The sequence below is a fragment of the Chitinophaga japonensis genome, from assembly GCF_007830125.1.
In the GTDB taxonomy this organism is placed as follows: Bacteria; Bacteroidota; Bacteroidia; order Chitinophagales; family Chitinophagaceae; genus Chitinophaga; species Chitinophaga japonensis.
This window is the reverse complement of sequence record NZ_VLLG01000002.1, coordinates 2143616-2168610: the sequence shown is the minus strand read 5'-3', so window position 1 is coordinate 2168610 and position 24995 is coordinate 2143616. Positions and strand designations below refer to the sequence as shown.

The following is a 24995-nucleotide window of genomic DNA, read 5'->3' as shown; positions in this document are numbered from 1 at the left end:
TCAAAGAACTTTGTTCCGGCGCCTGTGCGCCAAAACTCGCAGATGTTATGGTTATGAACCATCAGACCCTTTCGTCACATCTAATCTACTTACTGTTACGCTAAGAACTTGCTTTTGTGTGCTCTGTTTCGGGGTTGCAAAGGTACGCATTTTCTTTCATTCATTCCAAATCTTTTTTCAAGATTTTTTCCGGTCATCCTGCGCCTGCCTTTGTCCACTGAAACACAATAACCACCTGCCTTTCAGCCTATAGTTACCAGTTCATATCTGCAGTAAAAATCAATAATGGGAAGAGCTTTTTGCTATGTGCTTTCTATCAAAGCGGGACGCAAAGGTAGGATGTTTTCCCTTACTTCCAAATATTTTTGAAACTTTTTTATTTATCCTGCATCAACACCCTATCCAGTAGGCCCTCAGGGTAGGCTACCTGCACCAGGAACAGGCCCTGGGGTGGTACCGCAAAGTCGGCCCTGGTACAGTCCCGGCCCTCGATCACCTGCCGGAATTCCTCCAGCGAAAGCCTGCCACGTCCTACCCGCAGCATAGTACCCACCAAACCCCGTACCATTCCACGCAAAAAACGGTTGGCGGCCACGTTATAAACAAAATGGGTATCCTTTACGGTCCAGTACGACTCTTGGATAGCGCACAGGAAAGTCTTTACCTGGGTATTGCGTTTGGAGAAGGTGGTAAAATCCGTGTAGTCCTTTACGATAGCGGCCGCAGCCTCCAGTTTGTCCAGGTCTATACGATACGGGAAATAATAGCCCCGGTCTCTCATGAACGGGTCTTTCCGGGTATACAGGTAATATTCATAGGAACGGCCCAGGGCGGCAAAACGGGCATGCGCATCCGGCGGCACCTGGTAAACGGCCTTCAGCACTATATCCTGGGGCAGGATAGCATTGATCTTATACAGGAACTGCGGGTGCAGGGGCAGGGCCGTATCAAAATGCAGGAAATTCTGCAGGGCGTGCACGCCGGCATCCGTACGGCTGGAACCGGTGGTGACGATCCTGTCGCGGAACAGGATGCTGAGCGCCCTGTCTATAGCGGCCTGCACCGTATCTGCGTTCTCCTGAACCTGGAAACCGGCGAATGTGGTGCCTTTATAGGAAACTTCAATGAAATAACGATTGGACGCTGCTAACCCGGTCATTTATGCAACATTGCTTTAAAACGCCCCTGGTAATAGCTGTCGCTCAGCACGCTGCTCAGGCTGGCATACTTGTCGGAATCATATACTTTGGGATAAGCCAGGTCCAGCAGGCGGTAACGGTATTCATCGGCACTGATGAGCAGGGCCAGTTGCCTTACCTGGCCGGTTTCCAGGCAATAATCACGTACATGCCTGCGGAAAGCCGCTACCATTCCTTCATCGTCTTTAGCACCTACTACCTTGCGCAGGAGCTTGCGGAAAGTATCGTCATCCATCACTTCATCACAATCGGAGTTGATCATTTTCACCCCGTCGTCCTTTCGCTCTTTCCGGGAGGAGCGCGCTAGCGGTGCACGATAGTCTACGCTGTCGCCGGTAAGGATATTATTCGGGTGCTCTGTGGCGTCTATCATATCCGCCAGCTTCTTTTTCTTCCGTTTGGCTGGTTTGGATACAGCGCTTTCATCCGTTACAGGTATTTCTGCGGATACTGCCGGGGCATCGGCGCCGGCTGTTACCGGCACTTTAGCGGTCTGCTGGGTAGCATCGTCCATGAACTCAATAAACGCCGGCTCCGCTTCCCTTTTACGCTTGGATTTCCGGGGCTTCTTCTCCGGGGCTTCCTCCGTATAGGCGGAAGCATCTGTTACCACGGGGGACTGCGCTGCTATAGGCTGGTCCTGCTCCACGGACGGCGCGGCTTCCGGTGCAGCAGACTGCTGCGCAGCAGCAATACTGTCTGCCCTGGCCCCGGCCCTGCGCTCCGCTGCCAGTACCTGCTGCAACAGGGCCTGTTCTTCCTCCGTCAGTGGCGACCGGTCGCGACCCTTATCCTTGTTACGTTTCCTGCGGTTCTTCCTGCCCTCACCTGGTGCGGCCATCTCTGTGCCAACGGCCATTGTTGCGCCGGCAGTAGTTGCCGCAGGTGCAGCGGCGGCGGGTGTTTCCAGGGAAATATCGTCCGGGCGGTCGTCGCTCACTACTTTATCCAGCGCTGCCGCAAAGGGGTTGCGTTCCGTTGCCGGGCGCTGCACAGCCGTTACTTCCGCTTTGCCGGCAAAAGTCGTGTCCAGGTCCTTCCGCAGGTCGGCCATCATAGCGGCGCTACCATTATCGGCAGCCAGCGCCTCTGTTTCCACGGGAGGAGCGGGGTTGGTAGCCGCACCGGTTTCGCCGGCGCCCTCGCCGGGATTATCCAGCGATACCAGCCGTCCGTTCTCCCCGCCTTCTCCGCCGGCCATGGTTACGCTAAACGTTTGCAGGTTGTATAAAGCATAGGTCTTATCATCCATATGCTTCAGTAAAAATCCCTGGTCATGTTTTCCCAACCTGATCCTGAACTGCTGTTCGGGGCTCTCGTTCTTCGGAAAGCCAATGGTGATCGGCAGGGTGCCTGCCGGCAGCTCCGAAAGGATAATGTATCCCCGCTCGGAAGAGCTTAACAGCTTCCCTTTATATTTTACGTAAAACGGCTGCGATCTTTCATGCTGGATATATACAAAGTACTGCTCGTCCTGGGCTGCGAGACGCCCGCCTGCCAGCAGGAAAAGCAGCAGTATGCATATCCCCCTTTTTAAATATTGCATCATATCAGAATTGCTAAAACACATGATTGTCCTGTTGCTAAGCAAATATTATTCCAGCACTATCAGCACCTCTCCCTTTTCCACTGCTGTACCGGGGTTTACTTTTATTGCCTTTACCACGGCATCCGCTGCCGCCTTGAATACATTCTCCATTTTCATGGCTTCCAGCACCAGCACCGGGTCTCCTTTGCGGATGGCCTGTCCCGGCTCCACCAGTACTTTTAGCACCAGTCCCGGCATCGGGGCTTTTATATCATTCACCTTATGCGCCAGCGCATCCTTTATGCCCATGGCGGCCAGCAGTTGATCGATCGGCTCCTCCAGGGCCACCTCGTACACCTGCTGCCGGATCTCCAGCGTTACGGTTTTCGTGTCCCGGTCCACTTTCAGCACCTGTGCGTTGTAGCTGCGCCCGTCCATCAAAATGCTGTAATTCCCGGCCGGCAGCCGTACCGCGGACCACTCCACGCTTTGCCCGTTACAGCTAATATCCGCACCTGCCTGGATGGCAAACGGCCCGGTCCCATTTACAGTTGCCTTTATCATGTTCCAGTTTGTCTTGTAACAAAAATAGGAATTTTAACCACTTGCGTTGTATTTAGGCCATTTGTTTAAATTTGGGCCTTTACGATTTACAGAACCTGCTACATTTGTTTAAAACCGATTTTACATGAACATGTTGAAGAAAACATTGCTGACTTTACTGTTGGGAGGAATAGCCATAACGGGCTGGTACGCCCCTGCCAGCGCGCAACACGGCGCTAATGAAACCCAGGACGATCCCCAGCTCAAAATATACCGGGCAACCCCTGCGAAGGTGAACGACCTGGTACACACCAGGCTGGATGTCCGTTTTGACTATGCCAAACGGTACCTCTACGGAAAGGCCTGGATCACCCTGAAACCCCATTTTTATCCTACCGATTCCCTTACCCTGGATGCCAAGGGCATGGACATCAAGCAGGTAGCCATAGTACAAAACGGCCGGAACAAGCCGCTGAAATACCAATATGATGGCTGGGAGCTGCAGGTGCAGTTGGATAAAACCTACCAGGACAACGAATCATATATTGTATATATTGACTATACAGCCAAACCGGACGAGCTGAAGGTAAAAGGCAGCGCGGCCATTAACGACGCCAAGGGCCTGTACTTCATCAACCCGGACGGCAAAGACCCAAAGAAGCCCATCCAGATATGGACGCAGGGCGAAACCGAGGCCTCCTCTGCCTGGTTCCCCACCATTGACAAAAACAACCAGAAAACCACCCAGGAGATCAGCATGACGGTGGACAAAAAATATGTGACCCTTTCCAACGGAAAGCTGGTAAACCAGAAAAACAATGCGGACGGCACCCGCACCGATACCTGGAAAATGGACCTGCCGCACGCCCCTTACCTGTTTATGATGGCAGTAGGCGATTTCGCCATTGTAAAGGACAAATGGCGCAACATGGAGGTGAACTACTACGTGGAACATGCCTATGCGCCCTATGCCAAAAGCATTTTCGGCAATACGCCTGAAATGCTCACCTTCTACTCCAAAATACTGGGGTATGATTATGCCTGGCCCAAGTATTCACAGATCGTGGTAAGGGACTATGTTTCCGGCGCCATGGAGAACACCTCGGCCACCCTGCACGGCGATTTCCTGCAGAAGACCAACCGGGAGCTGCTGGACGATAACAAGCAGGGCGAAAGCGTGATCGCGCACGAACTGTTCCACCAATGGTTCGGCGACCTGGTGACCTGCGAATCCTGGAGCAACCTTACCCTGAACGAGTCCTTTGCCGACTACAGCGAATACCTGTGGTTTGAGCATAAATACGGCAAGGATATGGCGGATGAGCATAACTATCGCTCCATGAACAGCTACATGCGATTTATCCAGTACGCCGGGGACCGGGACCTGGTGCGCTTCCACTACCATGATAAAGAAGATATGTTTGATGCGGTGAGCTACCAGAAAGGCGGCCGCATCCTGAATATGCTGCGCAACTATGTAGGGGACGACGCGTTCTTCCAATCACTGAACCTGTACCTGAAAAACAATGCCTTTAAAGCAGCGGAAGCCCATCACCTGCGCCTGGCCTTTGAAGAAGTGACCGGCAAGGACATGAACTGGTTCTTTAACCAGTGGTACTTCGGGCAGGGTTACCCGCAACTGGACATTAACTACGTATATGATGATGCCGCCAAAACCGTAAGCGTAGTGCTGCAGCAACAGCAAAAAACCGGTAAGATATTCCAGTTGCCCATGGCTATTGATATTTATGCCGGCGGCAAAAAGGAAAGGCACCAGGTGATGATGACCAGCGAAACAGATACTTTCACCTTCGCTTACTCCACCAAACCGGATTTTGTGAACGTAGATGCAGATAAGGTATTACTGGCCAAGAAAACAGACCACCGGGATCTTAACACCTACATCTTCCAGTTCTCCCACGCACCGCAGTACCTGGACCGCCGCGAGGCCATTGAAGCCTGCCTGAAACAGCAGAACACCAACGAGGAAGCGCGCAAAGTGGTAGCCGCTGCTCTGAAAGACAAGTTCCACGGCCTGCGCATACTCACCCTCAACGGCCTGAACCTGGACAATGCAGCAGTGAAGGAAGCAACGGTAAAGACAGTGGCCGACCTAGCTAAAAACGATGAGAATGCCCTGGTGCGCGCCGCCGCGCTCAAACAGATCGGCGACCTGAAAGATCCGCAATATGCCGCCTTGCTGGAAAGCGCCACCAAAGACAGCTCCTATGCTGCAGCCGGCGCCGCACTGGCAGCGCTGTCCGACATAGATATGGATAAAGCGTACCACCTGGCCAAACAGATGGAAGCCTCCGCCAAAGGCGCCCTTTCCGCCGGTATTTCAGACGTATACGCCAAGAAAGGCGACAGCGCGGATGTGGCCTTCTTTGCCAAAGCATTTGAAGAAGCATCCGGCGGGCAATCCAAGTTCGACGCCGCCATCCGCTACCTGAACGTGCTGGGCAACGTAGACAATACCGCCGCCGTTATCAAAGGTATGGACCAGGTAAAGGCCATGGCCGACCAGTTCAAGAACAACATGGTCAATAACTACCTGGTCAACATCATGCAGCCGCTGGCGCAGAAAAAACAGCAAAAGGCCGCCACCAGCACCGGCGCTGCCAAAGAAGAGCTGAACAAGCAAAGCGAGTATATCCTGAAAGTGATCCAGGGCCTGAAAGAAGCTGCCAGCAGCGGAGGCGAGGAATAAATTAATAATTAATAGTTAATAAAAAAGCCCGCCGGTGCTACAACAGCCGGCGGGCTTTTATTATTCCTGCTTCTTACTTCTTACCTCCTGCATCCTACTTCATGTTAATCCTACCTCATGGTGCCGCTCCGGTATCGCCACGTCCAGGAAGCCTTTCTTCACCAGCCAGTCCCGGAACACCATCTGCACTTCATACTCCCCATGCACCAGGAACAGCTTCTTTACTTCCCGCGGGTCCTGGCAGGCCAGCCACTGGCGCAGGTCCTCGTAATCGCCATGCGCGCTCATGGACCGTATAGCGCCCACCTGCGCCTTTACTTCATAGCGGGTGCCAAAGATGGATACTTCCTTGGCGCCGCGCATCAGCCGGCCGCCCAGGGAATTGGGCTCGCAATAACCCACCAGCAGGATCGTGTTCCTGGAGTTGTCTATATTATTGGCAATGTGATGCTTTACCCGGCCGGCTTCCGCCATGCCGCTGGCGGATATGATCACGCAGGGCTCCTTACGGAAGTTCAGCGCCTTGGATTCGTCTACGGACCGGATATAATGCAATCCCGGGAAGCCAAAGGGGTCCTTATCCGTTTCCAGCAGTTTGGATACCGTTTTATTAAAGCATTCCGGGTGGCTTTTCACCACCTGCGTGGCTTCCATAGACAGCGGGCTGTCCACGAAAATATCCACCGCCGGCAGCTTGCTATCCAGTTGGGCGCGGTTCAGAGCATACAGCAGCTCCTGGGTACGGCCCACGCTGAATGCCGGTATGATGAGCTTCCCCTTCTTTACAATGCAGGTATCGTAAATATGGTCCAGCAGCGCGTCATCGGAAGGCACGGCTTCCGTGTGCAAAGTGCTGCCGTAGGTAGATTCCATGATGATGTAATCCGCCTGGGGAAAAGTATCCGGGGAGCGCAGGATGGCATCCCCGTAACGTCCGATGTCCCCGCTGAAGGTGAGCTGCACCGGCCTGCCATTCTCTTTGATGCGCAGGTGCACGGCGGCGCTGCCAATGATATGGCCGGCATCCGTGAACATGCCTTCCACTTCGTCCGATATCCGGAACCAGTGCTGGTATTTCACCGGCTTCAGCACCTCCAGGCTGCGCTTGGCGTCTTCCACCGTGTACAGCGGCTCAATACGCGGCAACCCTTCCCGGGATCTTTTTTTATTGGAGAACTTTACATCGTCTTCCTGTATCTCGGCGGAATCCATCAGCAGCACCTGCGCCAGGTCCCGGGTGGCGTGCGTGCAGTAAATATCCCCCTTGTACCCCATTTTTACCAGGCGGGGAATAAGGCCGCTATGATCTATATGCGCATGGGAAAGCAGCATATAGTCCACTTCTGCCGGGTCAAAGCCAAAATCGCGGTTCATGTCATCGGTATCCGGGCCCATCCCCTGGAACATTCCGCAATCCAGCAATATCTTTTTACCATTCTTTAAAGTAATGAGGTGCTTGGAGCCCGTAACCGTGCGGGCCGCTCCATGGAAGGCTATCTTCATTCGTTGATCTTTTTTTTATCTTTTATATCTCGTATTAACATGACCAGGTGTGGTAAATCATTTGGCCTTAAATGACCAGGTGACCGCAAAGTTTGCAATTAACGTGCCGTCCCTGCTCTCGCCGGTGCTATTCACCGTAATGGATACCGGCTCACCGGAGGCGGCGGCGCTGGCGATAGCGGCCCGTATGGCATCGCCCTCCCGGCAGGTAAACCAGGTGCGGCCTCTGGCCTTTTTTACAAAGCTGGCCTGCAGGCCGGTAACCAGCATGGATATACGCCTGGGGGATTCGTCCACGTGCGCCAGGGCCAGCAGGCCGGTGCTCATTTCCGCCGCCATGCCCAGGCAGGCAAAATAAGTGGAGCCGAAGGGGTTCTGCGACAGCCACCGGTAAGGCACCACCGTTGTACAGTGGTCCGGCTGGATCCCGGTCACCCTCACCCCGGCCAGCCATGCAATAGGCAGCTTCCAGAGCAGGTACAGGGAAAATTGAAACGGGCGTCTTACCCTGTCGATAAAAGCCATAACCATGTTATTGGTGAACATAATGCGCCGGGTCCAGCGCTCCCGGCGACCATTGCTTCAGCATATCCTGCAGCTTCTCCCTGTCATAGGAATCGGCGGACTCCAGGAGGGCGGTGTTCTGGGTATGCAGGCGGTGGCCTTTGGCATCCAGGATCACCAGTACAGGAAAACCGAAGCGCTGCGGATACCCCAGCTTTTGCAGCAGGGGCAGGTTCCTGTTCTCTTTACTGTAATTAAGGTGGTACACTACGTAGTTATTACGAAGCAGTGTATCCAGGCCCGCATCATCATGCACAAACCTGTACAATCTTTTGCACCAGATGCACCAGTTGCCACCCACCTGCAGCAGTACATGCTTATGCTCGCCGGCAGCCTGTTGCAGGGCCTTCTCAATATCCGCCTCCGCATTGGCGGCGGGGTTATAAATATGTTCCAGGTCGTAATGCGACTGCGCCTGTGCCGCCGGCGCAACCAGCAGCAGTAACAGTCCACAGGTCCAAACGAGTTTCAGCATATAAACAGGTATTGTTCAGCTTGATCATTAAATTTAAGCAAATGCGGGCACATTACCCCAGGGTTTGCACATAAGCGTGTATGGAGGTCTGGGCATTTACCGCTTCTCCGGGGCCCGGCGGGGGCACCGGCACATTCCGTATCTCCTGGTCCAGCAGCACGGCATTGGTGTTGTCTGCGAGCTGCAGGCGGATGATCTCCTTTACCTGCTCCTGCAGCAGCGGGTCCTGCACGGGGAAGCATACCTCTATACGGCGGTGCAGGTTACGGTTCATCCAGTCTGCGGAGCCCATGTATACCTCTTCCTGCCCATCATTATGAAACAGGAACACCCGCGCATGCTCCAGGAAGCGGTCTACAATGCGCGTTACCGTTATACCCTTGCTTTCCGGCAATCCCGGCTGCAGGCAGCAGATGCTGCGCACGATCAACTGCACGTCCACACCGGCCTGCCCGGCTTCGTACAGCTTTGCGATCATCTGTTTTTCCTGGAGGTTGTTGAGCTTGATGATGATGCGCGCCGGCTTGCCGGCTTTTGCATGAGCGATCTCCCGGTCTATGCAGGCAGTAAAGCGCTCCACCAGGTTAAATTGCGCCACCAGCAGGTGCCGGAACTGCATAAAGCGGTATTCCGCCGGCTGCTCCCGGGTTTGCAGGTACAGGAACAGCAGCTCCAGCTCCCGCGTGATGCCCGGGTGGGCGGTCAGCATCACATGATCCGTATAAAAGCGGGCCGTGCTTTCGTTAAAATTACCGGTAGCCATCAGCCCGAAATAATCCCAGTGCAGGCCGCGCCGGCGCTTTACCAGCGCTGTTTTGGCATGCACCTTCAGGCCGGGGATGCTGTATACGATCTTTACGCCGGCCGCTTTCATTTTCTTGGACCAGCGGATATTGTTCTCTTCATCAAAACGGGCTTTCAACTCCACGAACACCGTTACCTGCTTGCCGTTGCGGGCGGCGCTGATCAGGGCGCTGGCTATCAGCGATCCGGACGCGATGCGGTACAGCGTTACAAATATCTCCTGCACATCCGGGTCTGCAGCGGCCTCATTGAAGAAGCGCAATATATAGTCATAGCGCTGGTACGGCACATGCAGTAAAATATCCTGCCGCATAACGGCGTCCCATATACGAGGCGCATTTTCCAGCAGCGGCACGCGGGCAGGCGGCAGCTTGCCGTAGGTAAGCGCCGGCAGTTTCCGGGGCATGGGCAGGTCCGCCAGGTCTTTCAGGTTGTGATAGCGGCCTCCCTGCACCGGCTCGCCGGGCTGTATGTTGAAGTAGCGTACCAGGTATTGCAGCGCTTCTTCCGGCAGGGCGGCATCATACAGGAAACGGGTGGGAATGCCCAGCTCCCTTTTTTTGATCATGGTTTCCACCTGTTCCAGCACATCGCCTTTCAGTTCGTCCATATCCGTTTCTGCGTCGCGGGTGATCTTGATGCTGTAACAGCCGTCCACGGTATACCCCGGGAACAGGAAGGCGATATTTTCCCGTATCACATCGTCCAGCATGGCCATGTAGAACCGGTCGTCCTGTGGGGGCAGCTCAATGAAGCGCGGCAGTTCCCGGCTGGGAATATTCACTACGGCATAACGGCGCGTGCCCGGCTCCCCATCCGGGGTAAGCAGCACCACCAGGTACAGCGTATTGTTTTCCAGGAAGAAGGTTTGCTTGCGGTGCAGCCATACCGGCTGCAGGTAAGCCAGCACCCGCGTCAGGAAATACTCCTTTAAAAAGGGACAATGCACGGCCGGTATATCTTCCTTATAGTACAGGTGCACCTGTTGCCGGTCCAGCTCCGGCAGCAGGGCGCCGGTCAGTATCTGCCCGAATTCCTGCTGCTGCCGGTTTATTTCCTGCTGGATGGCCGGCAGGGTATCCGGCGATACCGGCTCCTCTCCTGCTACATCCGGGTCTTTCTGCAGCAGCCGGTTCACCGCCAGCACAGCCGGCATGCGCACACGGAAAAATTCATCCAGGTTGGAAGAAAAAATGGAAAGGAAGCGGATCCGTTCGTATAAGGGTACCTGTTGATCCCTGGCCATGCACAATACACGGTAGTTAAAGGAAAGCCAGCTCAGATCACGGTCATATAATGGAACATCACTTATCATCGCTGAAAGGTGAAAGGTGAAGCAATGGTGGCGGTCGTTAATCCTTCACGGGAAAGAAGACCACTGCAATAATAAAGGCCAGTACGGATATGATCAGGCCAAACATGAAAATATTATACGCAATGCGCAGCAGGCGGTATTTATGTCCCAGCACCACGCCCAGGTGGTAGATATCCTGGATCATGCTGCCATACAGGAAATTGGCGTCTTTCATCATTTCCGTCATGCCCCAGCGGTACTCATCCAGGGTCATACCGTGAAAATTGCCGAAGAAAAGCAGGTTGGTGGTTTTCCGTTCAATGTCATCCCTTGTAAACCGGCCATTGGTAACGTTGGGCCGGGTGGCCAGCACAGAATAGATAATGGTGACCACGCTGGTGGCCAGCAGCAGGAAGGATGGCAGGATCAGGTTGGGATTGTCCTCCAGCTTGCGCAGCAGTACGGACAACAGGATGGAGATAATAATAGCGTTGGTGGAGATCATGATATGCGCCTTGCTGTCGGCCATGGAGCTGAGGCGGATGTGGTTGGTGGACGTGGTGCGGAACATGGTTTCCACGCCGCGCTCCGGCCTTTTCTGCTTTTTCTCCTTATCCGGCTTTTCCTCCTTTGTTTTTTCGGCCTTCACTTTCTCCGATCTTGTTTTCCCTGTTTTTGCCAGCGTAGCTGCCTGCGCCGCTGCCAGCCCCGCTTCTTCCTGCTTTTTCTCCAGCTTCCGCTTCAGCCATTTGATATTCTCCGCTTTCTGCTGTTTCAGCAGCACACGGCAATAGTCCGTAAAGTACTCGTGGTTTTCCAGGAACAGCAGGCTGGTTTCCGCCCAGGTAGCGGAGGTTAGCTCCTTACCAAAAGTAGTAGCTGCTTCCTGGCGCATCAGTTTACTGCGCTCCTTGTAATGTTTGGATCCCAGGTGAAAAAGGTCCGCGTCGCACACGATCTCTTCCAGCAGGTTATGCGGTGACTGCGGCATTTTGGTGGCCATAATGCAACCCGCTACCTGTTGCTGCACGGCCTCCGGCACCTGCTGTTGCTGCAGGAACTCCCGGGCCACCGCTGCGCCTTTTTCCTCATGCTCCCTGGCATTGCCCATCAAATAGCCCATATCATGAAACCAGGCGGCCACCATCACTACCAGCAGGTCCTGCTCCTGCAGGCGGTAGTGAATGGCAATCTGCTCTGCTGCCTGCACTACCTGCTGCGTATGCTCTAAGTTGTGATAAACCAGATCCGGATGAGGATGTTGCTGATATTGCGCCTTAACGTACTGCCCGGCTGCTTCAATAATGGACCCTATTTGCATAAATTACAATTCAGAGATCAGCAAGTTACTGCATTTTTGATTTAAATTTACGCCAATATGTAGAATGCTAAACGTGCACACGCTATAACATTCATCATCAAGTATTACATTATGGATCTACGTTTCCCTGTTATTTTATTGCTGGCATTTATCTCCTGCAACGCTTTCACCGACCAGCAGGATAAAGATTACCATTCTCCCAAAGGCTATAAACTAACGGAACCGCAGCGGTTCCGGGTGAGAGAGTCCATGCAGGAAATATCCGGCATTGCACTGCACCCGGACGAGCGCCATATCTATTCCATCAACGACGAGCAGGGCAAGATATTCCACATAGACCTGTCACACTATGAACGCTACCCGGAAACCAAGTTTGACAGGAGCGGCGACTACGAGGACCTGGTGTATACCCCGCTGGGCTGGCTGGTGCTGAAAAGCAACGGTACCCTGTACCAGGTGCAGGATATCTTTACGGACAGCACATCGTCTGTAGAATACAAATTCCCTAAAGGAGGCAAGCAGGAGTTTGAAAGCATTTATATGGACCCTGCTTCCAACAGCGTGATCCTGATCTGCAAAAGCTGCGAGGAAGATAAAAAACAGGGGCTGACCAGCGCTTACCGCTTTCACCTGGACAGCCGGCAGTTTGATGAGACACCGGCCTATCGCCTCCGGGTAGCGGACATTGCGAGGCTGGGCAACATCAAAATGAACAACTTCAAACCGTCTGCAGCAGCCATACATCCCATAGAGCACCGCCTGTACATCCTGTCCTCCGTGAACATGATGCTGGTAATAACGAGGCTGGATGGCCAGGTACAGGAGGTGTACCACCTCAAACGCAGCCTGTTTGAGCAGCCGGAAGGCCTTTCATTTGCGGCGAACGGCGACATGTATATTTCCAATGAAGCGGGAGACGGCACGGCCGATATCCTGAAGTTCAGGTATAAACCGTAAATCATACATCTAAAACTGTAATTTGTACATCTAAAGTTGTGATCCCGTAGCGATATTACGCTTTGATTGACATCAACCAGTTCCTTAAAAATAAACTTCCCATGTTGCGGAGTATTCTTCTGCTGTGCATTACAGCAAGCCTGAGCGGTGCAGCGCACGCGCAAACGGACAGCGTCCTTCACAGGATCATATTGATAGGCGATGCAGGCGAACTGCATAAGAACGGCCACAATCCTGTAGTGGATGCAGTGCGCCAGCGCTACAACCTGCAGGATGCACGCAACACGGTGCTGTACCTGGGCGATAACGTATATCCCTACGGGTTGCCCGACGAGGCGGCATCCAGCTACCCGGAAGCGAAGGAGATACTGGATTACCAGGTAAACCTGGTAAGAGGCACCGCCACACAGGCCATTTTTATACCCGGCAATCATGACTGGCACAAGCAAAAGCCGGAGGGCTGGCAGATCATCAAAAATGAGCAACGGTACGTGGACTCCCTCCACCTGCCCAATGTACGCTTCCTGCCGAAGGATGGGTGTCCCGGGCCCGTGGAAGTACCGCTTACGGACAGCATTACCCTCATTGTAATGGACAGCGAGTGGTGGCTGTTCCCGTATGAAAAACCGGGCGCCGGCAGCTCCTGCGAGTGCAAGGACAAGGAGGAGGTGATCACCGCCCTGTCCGATATCGTAAGCCGGAACCGCGGCAAGCTGCTGCTGTTCGCCTCCCATCACCCTTTCCGCAGCCATGGCATACATGGCGGGTATTATACCATCAAGCAGCACATCTTTCCTTTTACCGACCTGAAACCGCACCTCTATATTCCATTGCCCGTGCTGGGCTCCATCTACCCGCTGGCGCGGGGCGTATTTGGCGCACGGGAAGATATCCCGCACCCGGAGTACCAGCAGATGATCAAAAGAGTGGAGGAAACCTTTGAGGAGCACGGCCCTACCGTATTCGTAGCGGGCCATGACCATGCGCTGCAGTTACTGAAGGACGGGGAATACTACTACATTGTAAGCGGCAGCGGCGCCAAGCATGACCGGGTGAAGAAAGGGAAGCACTCCCTGTTTGCCACCTATGGCAATGGCTTTTCCGCGCTGGAGCTGCTGCGTGATGGCACCCTGCGGGTACAGTACTACCTGGCAGACCAACTGGACCAGCCGGTATATGCCTCCCGCCTGTTCAACCTAAAAGCGATCCGGCAAGCCGCCGTGGCGGGCAGCACGCCGGCCTCCACCCTGCCTCCCTTCGTGAAAATGGCGGCGGACACGCAATACAATGATGCCGGCAAGGCGCACCGCTTCTGGCTGGGCGACAATTACCGGGCCGTATGGGACGCTCCTTTAAGCTTCCCGGTACTGGACCTGCATAAAGAAAAAGGCGGCCTGCACATTACCAAACGGGGCGGCGGCATGCAAACACGCTCCCTCCGGCTGGAAGACCCTAACGGTAAAGAATGGGTGCTCCGCTCCCTCAAAAAAGACCCGCGAAACGCCCTGCCCGAAGAATTCCGGGAAACCTTTGCCCGCGACGTGGTGCAGGACCAGATATCCGCCTCCAACCCTTATGCCCCTACGGTAGTGGCCGCGCTGGCCGAAGCGGCCGGGATACCGCATACCAATCCCACCTTTGTATACCTGCCCCGGGACACGGCCCTGGGTATTTATGAAAATGATTTCGGGGGCGATGTATACCTGTTTGAAGAGCGGGAACCCGTGGAAAAAGGTATAGATACGGATAATACGGAAAAAGTGCTGGATGAGCTGCAGGGCGATAATGATACCAAAATAGATCAAACCAATGTATTGCACGCCCGCCTGCTGGACATGGTAATGGGCGACTGGGACCGGCATGACGATCAATGGCGCTGGGGAGAGATCAAGAAGAAGAAGCGCAAGGAGTATTTTCCCATTCCCCGCGACCGCGACCAGGCCTTTTTTGTAAACGACGGCGTACTGCCCTGGCTGGCCGCCCGGCGCTGGCTTATGCCCAAGTTCCAGGGCTTTAAGGACCACTACCCGGACATTAACGGCTTTAACTTCAACGCCCGTTATTTTGACCGCTCTTTCATGAACGGCCTTAGCGAAAAGCAATGGCAGGAACATGCGCAGCTCCTCACGCAGCAATTGACCGACAGCGTGCTGCAGGCGGCGGTGAGACGCTTCCCGGATACGGTGCGCGCCATGGTGGGCAACACCACCTTTGCCCGGCTGAAAGGCCGCCGGGATGGACTGGAGGAAGCGGCGCTCAAGTACTACCGCTTCCTGGCCCGGGATGTGGACATTCCCGGCACCCGCAAGAACGAGCTGTTCACCATAGAAAAACAACCCGAAGGCCGGCTGGCCGTAAATGTGCGCAAGATCAGCAAGGGCGGGGACCTGGAACAAACCATCTACTCCCGCATCTTTGACCCGGCCGATACCAGGGAGATCCGCCTGTACAGCCTGGGCGGCGACGACCGCTTCGTGATCAGCGGCGATCACCGCTCCCCCATCCGCATCCGCCTGGTAGGCGGCAAAGACCCGGATACCTATATAGACAGCTCTACGGCTGGCGGCAAAAAACTGAGGATATATGACCTGAAACACGGTAAAGACAGCTTTATGCTGAGCCATGGCGCCCAAAAGCGGCTGTCTCACCACCCCGACGTGATCCGCTATAACCGCATGGCGTTTAAATACAACAAGCTGATGCCGCTGGTAACCGCCGGCTACAACCTGGACGATGGCATCCTGCTGGGGCTGGGATTCCAGTATACCGGCCACGGGTTCCGCAAGGAGCCTTTTGCTGTGCGGCATACCTTTACCGCCGGGCATTCCGTGGCTACCAGCGCTTACCAGTTCCACTACCGGGGCGAATTTACCGACGCTATCGGCAACACCGACCTGGAACTGGAAGCCAACGCCCGGGCGCCGCATAATACGGTGAACTTCTTCGGGCTGGGCAATGAATCCGTGTTTGACCGGGAAAACCGGGATATCTGGTATTACCGTTCCCGTTATAACCTGTACGGCGCGGAGGCGTTGCTCAAAAGCAAGCTGGCCTCCCGTGTGCGATTGTTCTACGGCCCCTCTTTCAGCTCCTATGCGCTGGACACGGATGAGAATGACGACCGCTATGTAAGCAAGCTGACAGAGAACGGCCTGGACTCCATCGGCGTATATGCCACCAAGCAATATGCCGGCTTGCGGGTAGGGTTGCAGATCGACACGCGCAACAATGAGATACTGCCTTCCCGCGGCATGCTGTGGACCACCAGCCTGTTCGGCAACCAGGGACTGAATGAAGAACAGCACCACTACCTGCGCCTGCAGTCAGACATGAGCATCTATACCAGCTTCCGGGTGCCGGCCAGTTTCGTGATCGTAACCCGGTTTGGCGGCGGGGTGATCTGGGGGCATTATGAATTTTTCCAGGCCATGATGCTGGGCGGCGTGCAGAACCTGCGCGGCTACCGTAACAACCGCTTTGCGGGCAGGAGCATGGTGTACAACAATACGGAGCTGCGCCTGAAACTGTTCCAGTTCCGGTCCTACCTGTTCCCGGCCTCAGTGGGCCTGCTGGCCTTTAACGATATAGGACGCGTATGGATAAAAGGGGAGGATTCCGGCGTATGGCATGACGGCTTTGGGGGAGGTTTCTATTGCTCTCCTGTCAACATGTTCATTATTACCGCCACGCTGGGCAGCTCTACAGAAGGCGTGCAGCCGTATGTTACCTTCGGGTTTAAGTTTTAAGCCTCCAGGTTCACTTCCACGCGCATGGCCTTGAGACCGCTGATGCCCTGGAGCTCTTCCAGGTCCAGCATCTCAATACCCGGTTTCAGTAAATTCTTGTTTTGCAGGAAATGAATGTACTTGCGGTACTCCTCCATTTCCTTGGCAAAGGCATACACAATAGCAATGGTATTGGGTTGCGTAAGCCGCTCCCCGCCCGGTTCGGTATGCACCTTATCGATCCGCTTTTTCATGATCTCGTAGCGGATGTTGTAAGCGCCTTCCACATCAAAGCGCCGTTCGTCATGCCGGAAGCTGATATCGATCGGGTTGCTGTGCGCCAGTATGAGCTGCGTGGTTTGCAGGGGCACTTTCAGCTCCGTCTTCAGCTTATGGGTAAGCCGGGCAATCTGCGCCATGGAGGATAGCTGCCACAGGCGCAGGTTACGCAGGTACAGCAGGTCGAATTTCTGGTGCTGCGCAATGGACTGGCCAATGTAAATATTATACTCTATCCCGTCTGTACGGTATTTTTCAAAATAGCAGGGGAAGGATAACTGGATGTTCTCCTTCTCCTTGTCCAGGTATTTGCTGATGGCCATATTGATGGCGGCCAGGCTTTCCTCGTATTCCTGCCGGTGGTGCAGGATGTGCCCCTCCGTTTTGTCGATGGTCCTGAAATAATTGTCCAGCGCCGGTTGCAACTGCTCATGGCTTTCATACAGGTGACGGAACAGGGGCGCTATCTCCTGGTCCAGGAAGTCGTTGATCTGCTGTTCCTCTTCGGACACCATGGTGGTGTTGATATCGCCCAGCAGCCGCTCATTCTTGAAATGCAGCTCTTCCAGCAGGGGCAGGTGAATGCTGCCGTCTATATGCCGCAGCGTTTCCTGCGTCAGCAGCAACTGTTCCCGCAGGTCCTCGTGAATGGCGTTGCTGCGCTCCACGGAAGAGTTGCGGATATCCACCGCGCCGTAGAGCGGGTACACATCCTCGAAGGTGATGTTGCCAATGTACTTCCTTTCCTCGGGCGGCGTATGCAGGTAATGCCAGGCCGCGTCAATGAACTTCCATTCCACGGAGGGCTGCAGGGCGGTGAACTGTTCCTTCACCACGCTGTTAATGCGGTTGTTCAGGATATCCAGGCTCCTGCTCAGGAGCAGCACGGCCAGGGGATGCAACGGCTCCAACTGCCCCAGCGCTTCCATGTTGATCGCATTTTCTGCCGTAGACGCCATCTCCACGATACCCAGCAGGCCGTTCTCATGCATGATGGGCGCCATAATGAAGCTCTTGATCCCTTTCAGGGGCAGGTATTTGAGGAAAGGGTATGGTTGGATGGAGTTTTCATTTACCGCGGGGATGATCAGGGGCAGCGGGTTTTGCAGCACGTATTCCAGCAATTGCTGAAAAAGGTGCTGCTGCTGCTTTTCATTGCCCTGCATGCCCAGCACGATGTCCGTTTCGCTGAACCGGGATTCCAGCACATAGCGGCCGTTGACCTTGGGCACCGGCAGCAGGTGCACGGCGGCGTCCCTGATCTGCGAAGCGGCCAGTATGTTCTCCTCCAGCTTGCGGTAGCTTTGCAGCTCATTGGTCTCGTTCATGTTCATCACCAGGTCCTTCACGCGGTTGAGCACCTGCTCCTGGGTAACGTCCTTCACCGTCCAGATCACAAACCCTTCCAGGGCAAAAAGGCTCAGGGGCAGCACTTCCTCCAGCCATTCCAGCGACGCTTTCTCCAGGCATACCCGGTCATAGCAAATATCCGGTAATGTGCCTTTTACCTTGATGTCCACAAAGCGGGGGTCTATCTTCACCTTCACATAGCCCTTTATGCCCCCGTTCTTTTCGGAAGTAGCTACGGTATGAATGATCTCGGTATCATAATTCACCGGGAAATCATATACCTTCCGGAGAATGAGCTTGTACAGCCATTCCTTTTTATCGCGCTCCACCTTTTCGGTGGCCATGCCCTGGGGCGTGGCGGCCAGGTGCTCGCCATCCTTGGTGAATACTTTTTTGAACTGCTCGGAATAATAGAAGATGGCAAACCTGTAGGGCATGCCAATACCATAAATATCCTTGTCCATATCGGCGGTCACCGGGAAAACATTGGCAGCCACAATATCCAGGAGTTCCTGGTGGGCAGACACTTCTTCCGGGCCGTTAAAGGGTACTAATGCGGTAGGGGTTTGTTCAAATTTATCTACAAGCTGCCGGTAATACGCTGCCCTTGTATCTCCCTCGTTTGCTGCCTTTTCCTTCAGGAACCTCACAAAAGGCGCAAAGGAGATACGGCTGTCGATCACTCCCTCATCTTTAAATACACCGGTTTGCGCTGTTAAAACTTTCATAATCAACTCGTGTATAATTTAGATCATTCGCTAATACTTTACTACTCCAGGAAATATAACGTAAACAGTGCTTTAGTGCAGGAATAAGCAGCGGGAAGAAGGTTCTGCAAAGGTACGATAAATTCCAAATCCCAAAATCCAAATTCCAAAATGGGGATCATCACCCAACTACCGGAACGGTACTTTGTTATTGGTGGCCTGCCTCCGCTTTGGAATCTGGATTTTGGGATTTGGAATTTGGAATTTCCTATTTACTCCACATCTATTTGATTCTTCAGGAGATCGTCCAGGGTATCCCTTTTACGGATCAGCCGGGGCTTGCCGTCCTTTATCATCACTTCGGCGGGCTTGAGCCGGGAATTGAAGTTGGATGACATTTCAAAACCGTAGGCGCCGGCGTTATAGAACACCAGGTAGTCGCCTTCCCGCACTTCATTAAGCTTGCGGTCCCAGCCAAAGGTATCCGTTTCGCAGATGTTGCCCACCACGGTGTAGATCCTTTCCGTGCCTTTGGGATTGGATATGTTGCGGATCAGGTGGAAGGCGTCGTAGAACATGGGCCGGATGAGGTGGTTGAACCCGGAGTTGACCCCTACGAATACGGTAGCGGTGGTGGTTTTGATCACGTTGGTCTTTACCACGAAATAGCCGCACTGGCTTACCAGGAACTTGCCCGGCTCAAACCAAAGCTGCAGGGGACGTTTATAATGTTTGTTGAAATTATTAAATGCATCGGACAGTTTTTTGCCCAGCAGTTCGATGTCCGTTTCCGGGTCGCCCTGCTGGTAGGCAACTTTAAAGCCGCTGCCCAGGTCTATGGACTCCAGGTCCGGGAAGTGCTCCGCCATTTCAAACAGGATCTCCACGCCACGCAGGAACACGTCCACATCCTTTATCTCGGAGCCGGTATGCATGTGCAGGCCGGTCACTTTCAGGCGGGTGCTTTTTACAATGCGCTCAATATGCCGCATCTGGTGAATGGAGATGCCGAACTTGCTGTCTATATGACCGGTGGATATCTTGAAATTGCCGCCGGCCATAATATGGGGATTCAGGCGGATGCAGATGGGATAGCTGCCGCCGAACTTGTTGCCAAACTGCTCCAGGATGGAAATATTGTCGATATTGATCATTACGCCCAGGTCCTTGGCGGCAATGATCTCCTGCAGGTCCACGCAATTGGGCGTAAAAATGATATTCTTGGGATCAAAGCCGGCCTTCAGGCCCAACTGCACCTCCTGTATAGACACCGTATCCAGGCCGCATCCCAGGGAGTTGATGTACCTGAGAACGTTGATATTGGTCAGCGCCTTACAGGCATAGAAGAAACGGGCATCCGTTTTCGAAAAGGCTTTCTGCAACTTTTCGTACTGCGTTTTTATTTTTTCCGCATGGTACACGTATACGGGCGTACCGAATTCTTCTGCAATCTTCACCAGGAAATCGGCGGAGAGGACGTCGCTTTGTTTAGGCATCTATCAATGAATAAGTGTGCAAATTTACAATTCCAAATCCCAAAATCAGAAAAATTCCAAATCCCAAATTCCAAAATGGTGGCAGGCCCCCAATAATTTGTTGCTGTTACCGGTAGTTGGAGGAGTACCTCCATTTTGGAATTTGGAATTTGGGATTTGGAATTTGGGATTTGGGATTTGGGATTTGGGATTTGGGATTTGGGATTTGGATTTTGGATTTTGGATTTTTTTCAGTCCTCTCCATCCATAAACTCATCGAGGTTGCGCCTTTCCCGCTTGGTGGGGCGCCCGATCTTGCTGGGACGCTTGCCGGTGTAGAAACTGGCGGCCACCCGCTGGTTATACTGTTGATCCTCTTCCGGCGTAATGTCTACATAATATTTAACAGCCTCCGTGTATTGCACCCTGTTATACAGCAGGCCGGTCACTTCAATTTTCCAGCGCCGGGCCTCGGTCTTCACGTCATACTGGTCGCCGATGGCCACGGTACGGGCGGCCTTTACGCTGGCGCCGTTCATCTTCACCTTGCCGGCCTCGCAGGCGGCAGCGGCCTGGGTGCGGGTCTTGAAGACCCGGATAGCCCAAAGGTATTTATCCAGCCGGAGCTTTTCGTTTTGCATGGTAATCTCACTTTTTGTGCATCTCCGCAAAGTACCGGTGGAAATAAGGGATCGTTTCTATCCCCTTATAAAAGTTTTCCAGGTCGTACTTTTCATTGGGAGAGTGCAGGTTATCGCTGTCCAGCCCAAAGCCCATCAGGATAGTTTTCAGGCCCAGCTCCTGCTCAAACAGCGCTACAATGGGAATGCTGCCCCCGCCGCGCACCGGTATGGGCGCCTTGCCGAATGTAGTTTCAATAGCTTTGCTGGCGGCCTTGAAAGCCATGTGGTCCGTAGGCGTTACATAAGGGCTGCCGCCATGGTGGGCGGTCACCTTTACCGTTACACATTTGGGCGCTATCTTTTCAATATGCGCCTTGAACAGGTCGGATATTTCCTGCCAGTCCTGGTTGGGCACCAGGCGCATGGATATCTTGGCGGAGGCTTTGGAAGGCAGCACCGTTTTGGAGCCCTCGCCGGTATAGCCGCCCCAGATACCGTTCACCTCCAGGGTGGGACGTATGCCGGTACGCTCGATGGTGGTGTACCCCTGCTCGCCCCACAGCTCCTGCACGCCCAGGTCCTTTTTATACTCCGCTTCATTGAAAGGGGCTTTGTTCAAGGCTGTCCTTTCTTCGGGCGAAAGCCCGGTCACCTTGTCATAAAAGCCGGGAATGGTAATGTGGTGCTGCTCATCGTGCAGGGAGGCGATCATCTGGCACAGGATGGTGGCCGGGTTGGCCACGGCGCCGCCGTATACGCCGCTGTGCAGGTCCCGGTTAGGGCCGGTCACCTCCACTTCCATGTAGGAGAGGCCGCGCAGGCCGGTGTCCAGGGAGGGATGCTGCAGGCTGATCATGGCGGTGTCTGATATCAGCACCACATCGGCTTTCAGGCGTTCCTTATTTTCCTTTACAAAGATGCCCAGGTTGGCGGAGCCTACTTCCTCCTCTCCTTCTATCATGAACTTGATGTTGCAGGGCAGGGTGCTGGTCTTTACCATGGTCTCAAAAGCCTTTACGTGCATGTAGAACTGGCCTTTATCATCCGCGCTGCCACGGGCATATATCCTGCCGTCCTTTATTACCGGCTCAAAGGGGCCGCTGTGCCAGAGCTCCAGCGGGTCCGGGGGCTGTACGTCATAATGGCCGTACACCAGCACGGTGGGCAGCGCCGGGTCTATGATCTTTTCACCGTATACAATGGGATGGCCGGCCGTAGGGCATACTTCCACCTTGTCTGCGCCGGCTTCCTGCAGGCGTTGCCGCACCGCGTCCGCGCATTTTTTCACATCCTGGCTGTGGCGGGAATCCGCGCTCACGGAAGGTATGCGCAACAGGTCCAGCAGTTCATCGAGAAAACGGTCTTTATTAGCGGTCTGGTAATCTTTCCAAGCTTGCATATTCAGGAAATTTGGTGTACAATGGGGTGCAATTTAAGAAAATGTGCGGATGTGCACATTAGCACATTCGTACATACTTAAACAGCGGATTATAAATATGCTTTTTAAGACTTGTCAATTATTTATCTTTATTAACCAATAATTAACTTTTTGTTGTAACTTTTAATTGGAAATTATGGGTGCCTAAAAAACGAACACCTTGACATGAGAGCAGGTTATATTCCTGTATGCCAGCTCATAACACATAATTTCCACATTATCGCAAAAAGCAACGATATGAATAGTATTGATGATATGGCTGTATTATCAGAGCTAAAACAGGGTAATATAAAGGCATACCAGTATTTCTTCCTGAAATATTATAAGCCTTTATGCCTGAAAGCCTTCACCATGCTGGGCAGCATGAAGAAGGCGCAGGACCTGGTACAGCATACATTTATACGGATATGGGAGCAAAAACTATATCATGACGTACAGCAATCAGTAGGCGGGTTTCTTTATCAGCAGGTGCATATAGATTGTCTGAACCTGTTGAGCAGGGAACCCAAACATAAAACCGGAGACGAGAACTACCTGCCACGCCCTAACGAGAATGCAAGCGAACAGCAGGAGCTCCGCAAGCAGGTACTCAGCGCGCTTGACGGCCTGCCCGCCGAAAAATTAAAACTGGCACTGGAAGATATTCGTATCCGGTATAGCTAAGCATCAACTTTTACTTTATGTGCTGTTCCGTATGAAACCGAGCACCACAGGTTTACCGAGAATTAATGCGAGGTTCCATCCGACCCGTAAAAAATAAAATATTAACGGATGAAATTTAACGAAGAACACATTTACCAGCTACTGCTGGAAAAGCAATTGGGCGAGATCAGCAAGGAGAATGACAAATACCTGCAGCAGGTGATGCAACAAGATGAGCACGTACGCAATTGCTGGATTGAGTTGGAAAATGCAAAGATCGCCACGAATGATGATATCCTGGAAGACCTCCGGGCAGACCTCGCCTGGTGCAAAATAGAGGCCCTGTTGAGACCCGCTCCGCCCTTCCCGGTTAGAGTCATTCATTTCCTGAAGAAATACCGCATGGCGGCGGCCATCATCGCCACGCTGGTAACCGTTTCGGGCTTTGCCGCCTATTACAACTGGTACCGCCCCGCGGCACCGGTGGCAAAGGCAGACCAGCACCCGCCGGAAACGGCCGCTGCCGGCACGCCGCTGCTGGCCGGCAACCAGGTACAACCGGCTGTTAGCAAAGACACGATCCGCATAGCCACAACGCCCGCCCCTGCCGCCGACACCACGCTGCAACTGGCCCAGCAGGTAACGGAAAACGAGCAGCCCCGGGAAGAGAACGAGATACCGGTAGCCGTGGAGTGGAACACCCTGACCGTACCGCCTAAAACAGACTACCGCATAGAGCTGTCCGACGGTACGGAAGTGCACCTGAACGCCAGCTCCACCCTCCGCTTTCCTTTTATTTTCCCGGGCAAGACCCGTGAAGTGTACCTGGAAGGGGAAGCTTACTTTATTGTAGCCAAAAACCCGAAACAACCTTTTATCGTGCATACGCCCAGCACTTCCGTACGGGCCCTGGGCACAGCCTTTAATATTAACTCCTACGATGCCGGTATGATCATCACTTCGCTGGTACAGGGCGCCGCCGTTACCGATGTGGGAGATACCCTGGATGTAACACTGAAGCCGGGCTATGAAGCCATTTACCGGACCGGGGAGCGCTTCAAGGTGAAACGTTTTGACGAGGCATTCACCCTCTCCTGGCGGGAAGGCATTTACCGCTTCCGCAACAAAAACCTGCAGGAGCTGGAGCCCGTGATACAGCGCTGGTTCGGCCTTAAATTAGATTTTGAGAGACAATCGATGGCAGCTTTGCAGTACAGCGGCTGCCTGGAAAAGGATAAACCGCTGACGGATTTCCTGGACCAACTGGCAAGCACGCTCAGGATCGACTACCATATCTACGACAATACGATCCATTTTAATATGAAGAAATAAGGTGACAGGAAAAATAAGCAGATCGGCTTAGGATATCAGCTTTTGTCTTAACAGGAATTCCAGCTTCTCATTCACATCCAGCAATTTGGCAGTCAGCTCCTTGTTCTCTTTGCGGAGGGAAAATACTTCGTATGCTTTTTCGATGTTGTGCCTCAGCTCCTCCTCGTTCCAGGGCTTGGAGAAGTACTTGTACACCTGGCCTTTGTTGATGGCGTCTATCACCGCGTTGATGTCCGCATAACCGGTCAGCAGTATACGGATGGGTTCGGAGTATTCTTCCAGTATGGACTCGAAAAATTCTATCCCGGTCATTTTGGGCATACGCTGGTCCGAGATAATGATGTGAACTTCCTGCTCCGACAGCACCTTCCTGGCTTCCCCGGCAGATTCCGCCGTGTATACGGTAAATTGCCTGCGAAATGATGCTTTAAAGGCATTCAGGTTATGTATCTCATCATCGATATAGAGAATATGGATGTGTTGCGCACTCATTCAAGGAGACTTAATTCTAAGTTAATAAAAATAA

Annotated in this window: 18 protein-coding genes; 5 read left to right on the top strand and 13 right to left on the bottom strand. The window is 53.4% G+C overall.

Going from position 1 to position 24995, the window contains the following annotated elements; genetic code table 11:
* Window positions 1-376 precede the first annotated feature (376 nt).
* From truA to LX66_RS08930, 3 genes are read right to left on the bottom strand one after another with little or no spacing between them, the layout of a single operon-like run.
* Window positions 377-1159 carry a tRNA pseudouridine(38-40) synthase TruA gene (gene truA / locus LX66_RS08940; RefSeq protein WP_145711954.1) on the bottom strand — a complete coding sequence of 261 codons (783 nt, stop codon included), beginning with the start codon at window positions 1157-1159 and terminating at the stop codon, window positions 377-379.
* Entirely contained in the window at window positions 1156-2748 is a 1593-nt protein-coding gene (locus LX66_RS08935; RefSeq protein ID WP_158642582.1) for a DUF4476 domain-containing protein, read from the bottom strand. Before LX66_RS08935 ends, truA begins: the two co-directional genes overlap by 4 nt.
* Window positions 2749-2793: 45 nt before the next feature.
* Window positions 2794-3291, bottom strand: coding sequence for a biotin/lipoyl-containing protein (locus LX66_RS08930; RefSeq protein WP_145711950.1), 498 nt, complete (start codon window positions 3289-3291; stop codon window positions 2794-2796).
* A gap of 124 nt (window positions 3292-3415) precedes the next feature.
* On the opposite strand from LX66_RS08930, the gene LX66_RS08925 reads away from it, so the two are divergent.
* Entirely contained in the window at window positions 3416-5980 is a 2565-nt protein-coding gene (locus LX66_RS08925) for a M1 family metallopeptidase (protein ID WP_145711948.1), read from the top strand.
* A gap of 99 nt (window positions 5981-6079) precedes the next feature.
* Here the strand turns inward: LX66_RS08925 and LX66_RS08920 are convergent, their stop codons facing one another.
* From LX66_RS08920 to LX66_RS08900, 5 genes are read right to left on the bottom strand one after another with little or no spacing between them, the layout of a single operon-like run.
* Entirely contained in the window at window positions 6080-7483 is a 1404-nt protein-coding gene (locus LX66_RS08920) for an MBL fold metallo-hydrolase RNA specificity domain-containing protein (protein WP_145711946.1), read from the bottom strand.
* 57 nt (window positions 7484-7540) lie between these two features.
* Window positions 7541-8008: a DUF4442 domain-containing protein gene (locus LX66_RS08915; protein WP_244620340.1), complete on the bottom strand. Its 468-nt coding sequence runs from the start codon at window positions 8006-8008 to the stop codon at window positions 7541-7543.
* A 7-nt stretch (window positions 8009-8015) separates the two neighbouring features.
* Window positions 8016-8522 carry a thioredoxin family protein gene (locus LX66_RS08910; RefSeq protein ID WP_145711941.1) on the bottom strand — a complete coding sequence of 169 codons (507 nt, stop codon included), beginning with the start codon at window positions 8520-8522 and terminating at the stop codon, window positions 8016-8018.
* A 52-nt stretch (window positions 8523-8574) separates the two neighbouring features.
* Window positions 8575-10641, bottom strand: a complete 2067-nt coding sequence (ppk1, locus tag LX66_RS08905) for a polyphosphate kinase 1 (RefSeq protein WP_145711939.1) — start codon at window positions 10639-10641, stop codon at window positions 8575-8577.
* A gap of 37 nt (window positions 10642-10678) precedes the next feature.
* Window positions 10679-11941 carry a Pycsar system effector family protein gene (locus tag LX66_RS08900; protein WP_145711936.1) on the bottom strand — a complete coding sequence of 421 codons (1263 nt, stop codon included), beginning with the start codon at window positions 11939-11941 and terminating at the stop codon, window positions 10679-10681.
* Between the two features lie 111 nt (window positions 11942-12052).
* Here LX66_RS08900 and LX66_RS08895 point away from each other — a divergent pair, with 111 nt between their 5' ends.
* Window positions 12053-12898 carry an SdiA-regulated domain-containing protein gene (locus LX66_RS08895; protein ID WP_145711934.1) on the top strand — a complete coding sequence of 282 codons (846 nt, stop codon included), beginning with the start codon at window positions 12053-12055 and terminating at the stop codon, window positions 12896-12898.
* A gap of 101 nt (window positions 12899-12999) precedes the next feature.
* Entirely contained in the window at window positions 13000-16644 is a 3645-nt protein-coding gene (locus LX66_RS08890) for a BamA/TamA family outer membrane protein (protein WP_145711932.1), read from the top strand.
* Here LX66_RS08890 and LX66_RS08885 read toward each other — a convergent pair.
* From LX66_RS08885 to LX66_RS08870, 4 genes are all read right to left on the bottom strand, one after another.
* Window positions 16641-18980, bottom strand: coding sequence for a hypothetical protein (locus tag LX66_RS08885; RefSeq protein ID WP_145711930.1), 2340 nt, complete (start codon window positions 18978-18980; stop codon window positions 16641-16643). The genes LX66_RS08890 and LX66_RS08885 overlap by 4 nt on opposite strands.
* 251 nt (window positions 18981-19231) lie before the next feature.
* The gene (lysA, locus tag LX66_RS08880) at window positions 19232-20455 is read right to left on the bottom strand and encodes a diaminopimelate decarboxylase (protein ID WP_145711928.1); all 1224 of its coding nucleotides are present in this window, start codon (window positions 20453-20455) and stop codon (window positions 19232-19234) included.
* 230 nt (window positions 20456-20685) lie between these two features.
* Entirely contained in the window at window positions 20686-21075 is a 390-nt protein-coding gene (locus tag LX66_RS08875; RefSeq protein WP_145711926.1) for an RNA-binding S4 domain-containing protein, read from the bottom strand.
* Window positions 21076-21082: 7 nt separating this feature from the next.
* A complete protein-coding gene (locus tag LX66_RS08870) occupies window positions 21083-22456 on the bottom strand; it encodes a dipeptidase (RefSeq protein ID WP_145711924.1) in 1374 nt (457 codons plus the stop codon).
* A gap of 276 nt (window positions 22457-22732) precedes the next feature.
* Here LX66_RS08870 and LX66_RS08865 point away from each other — a divergent pair, with 276 nt between their 5' ends.
* Both LX66_RS08865 and LX66_RS08860 read left to right on the top strand, forming a co-directional pair.
* Window positions 22733-23158: an RNA polymerase sigma factor gene (locus LX66_RS08865; RefSeq protein ID WP_158642581.1), complete on the top strand. Its 426-nt coding sequence runs from the start codon at window positions 22733-22735 to the stop codon at window positions 23156-23158.
* 108 nt (window positions 23159-23266) lie between these two features.
* Entirely contained in the window at window positions 23267-24469 is a 1203-nt protein-coding gene (locus LX66_RS08860; protein WP_145711919.1) for a FecR family protein, read from the top strand.
* A 27-nt stretch (window positions 24470-24496) separates the two neighbouring features.
* On the opposite strand, the gene LX66_RS08855 is transcribed toward LX66_RS08860, so the two are convergent.
* Complete coding sequence (locus tag LX66_RS08855) at window positions 24497-24961, bottom strand: response regulator (protein ID WP_145711917.1); 465 nt, start codon at window positions 24959-24961, stop codon at window positions 24497-24499.
* Window positions 24962-24995 lie beyond the last annotated feature (34 nt).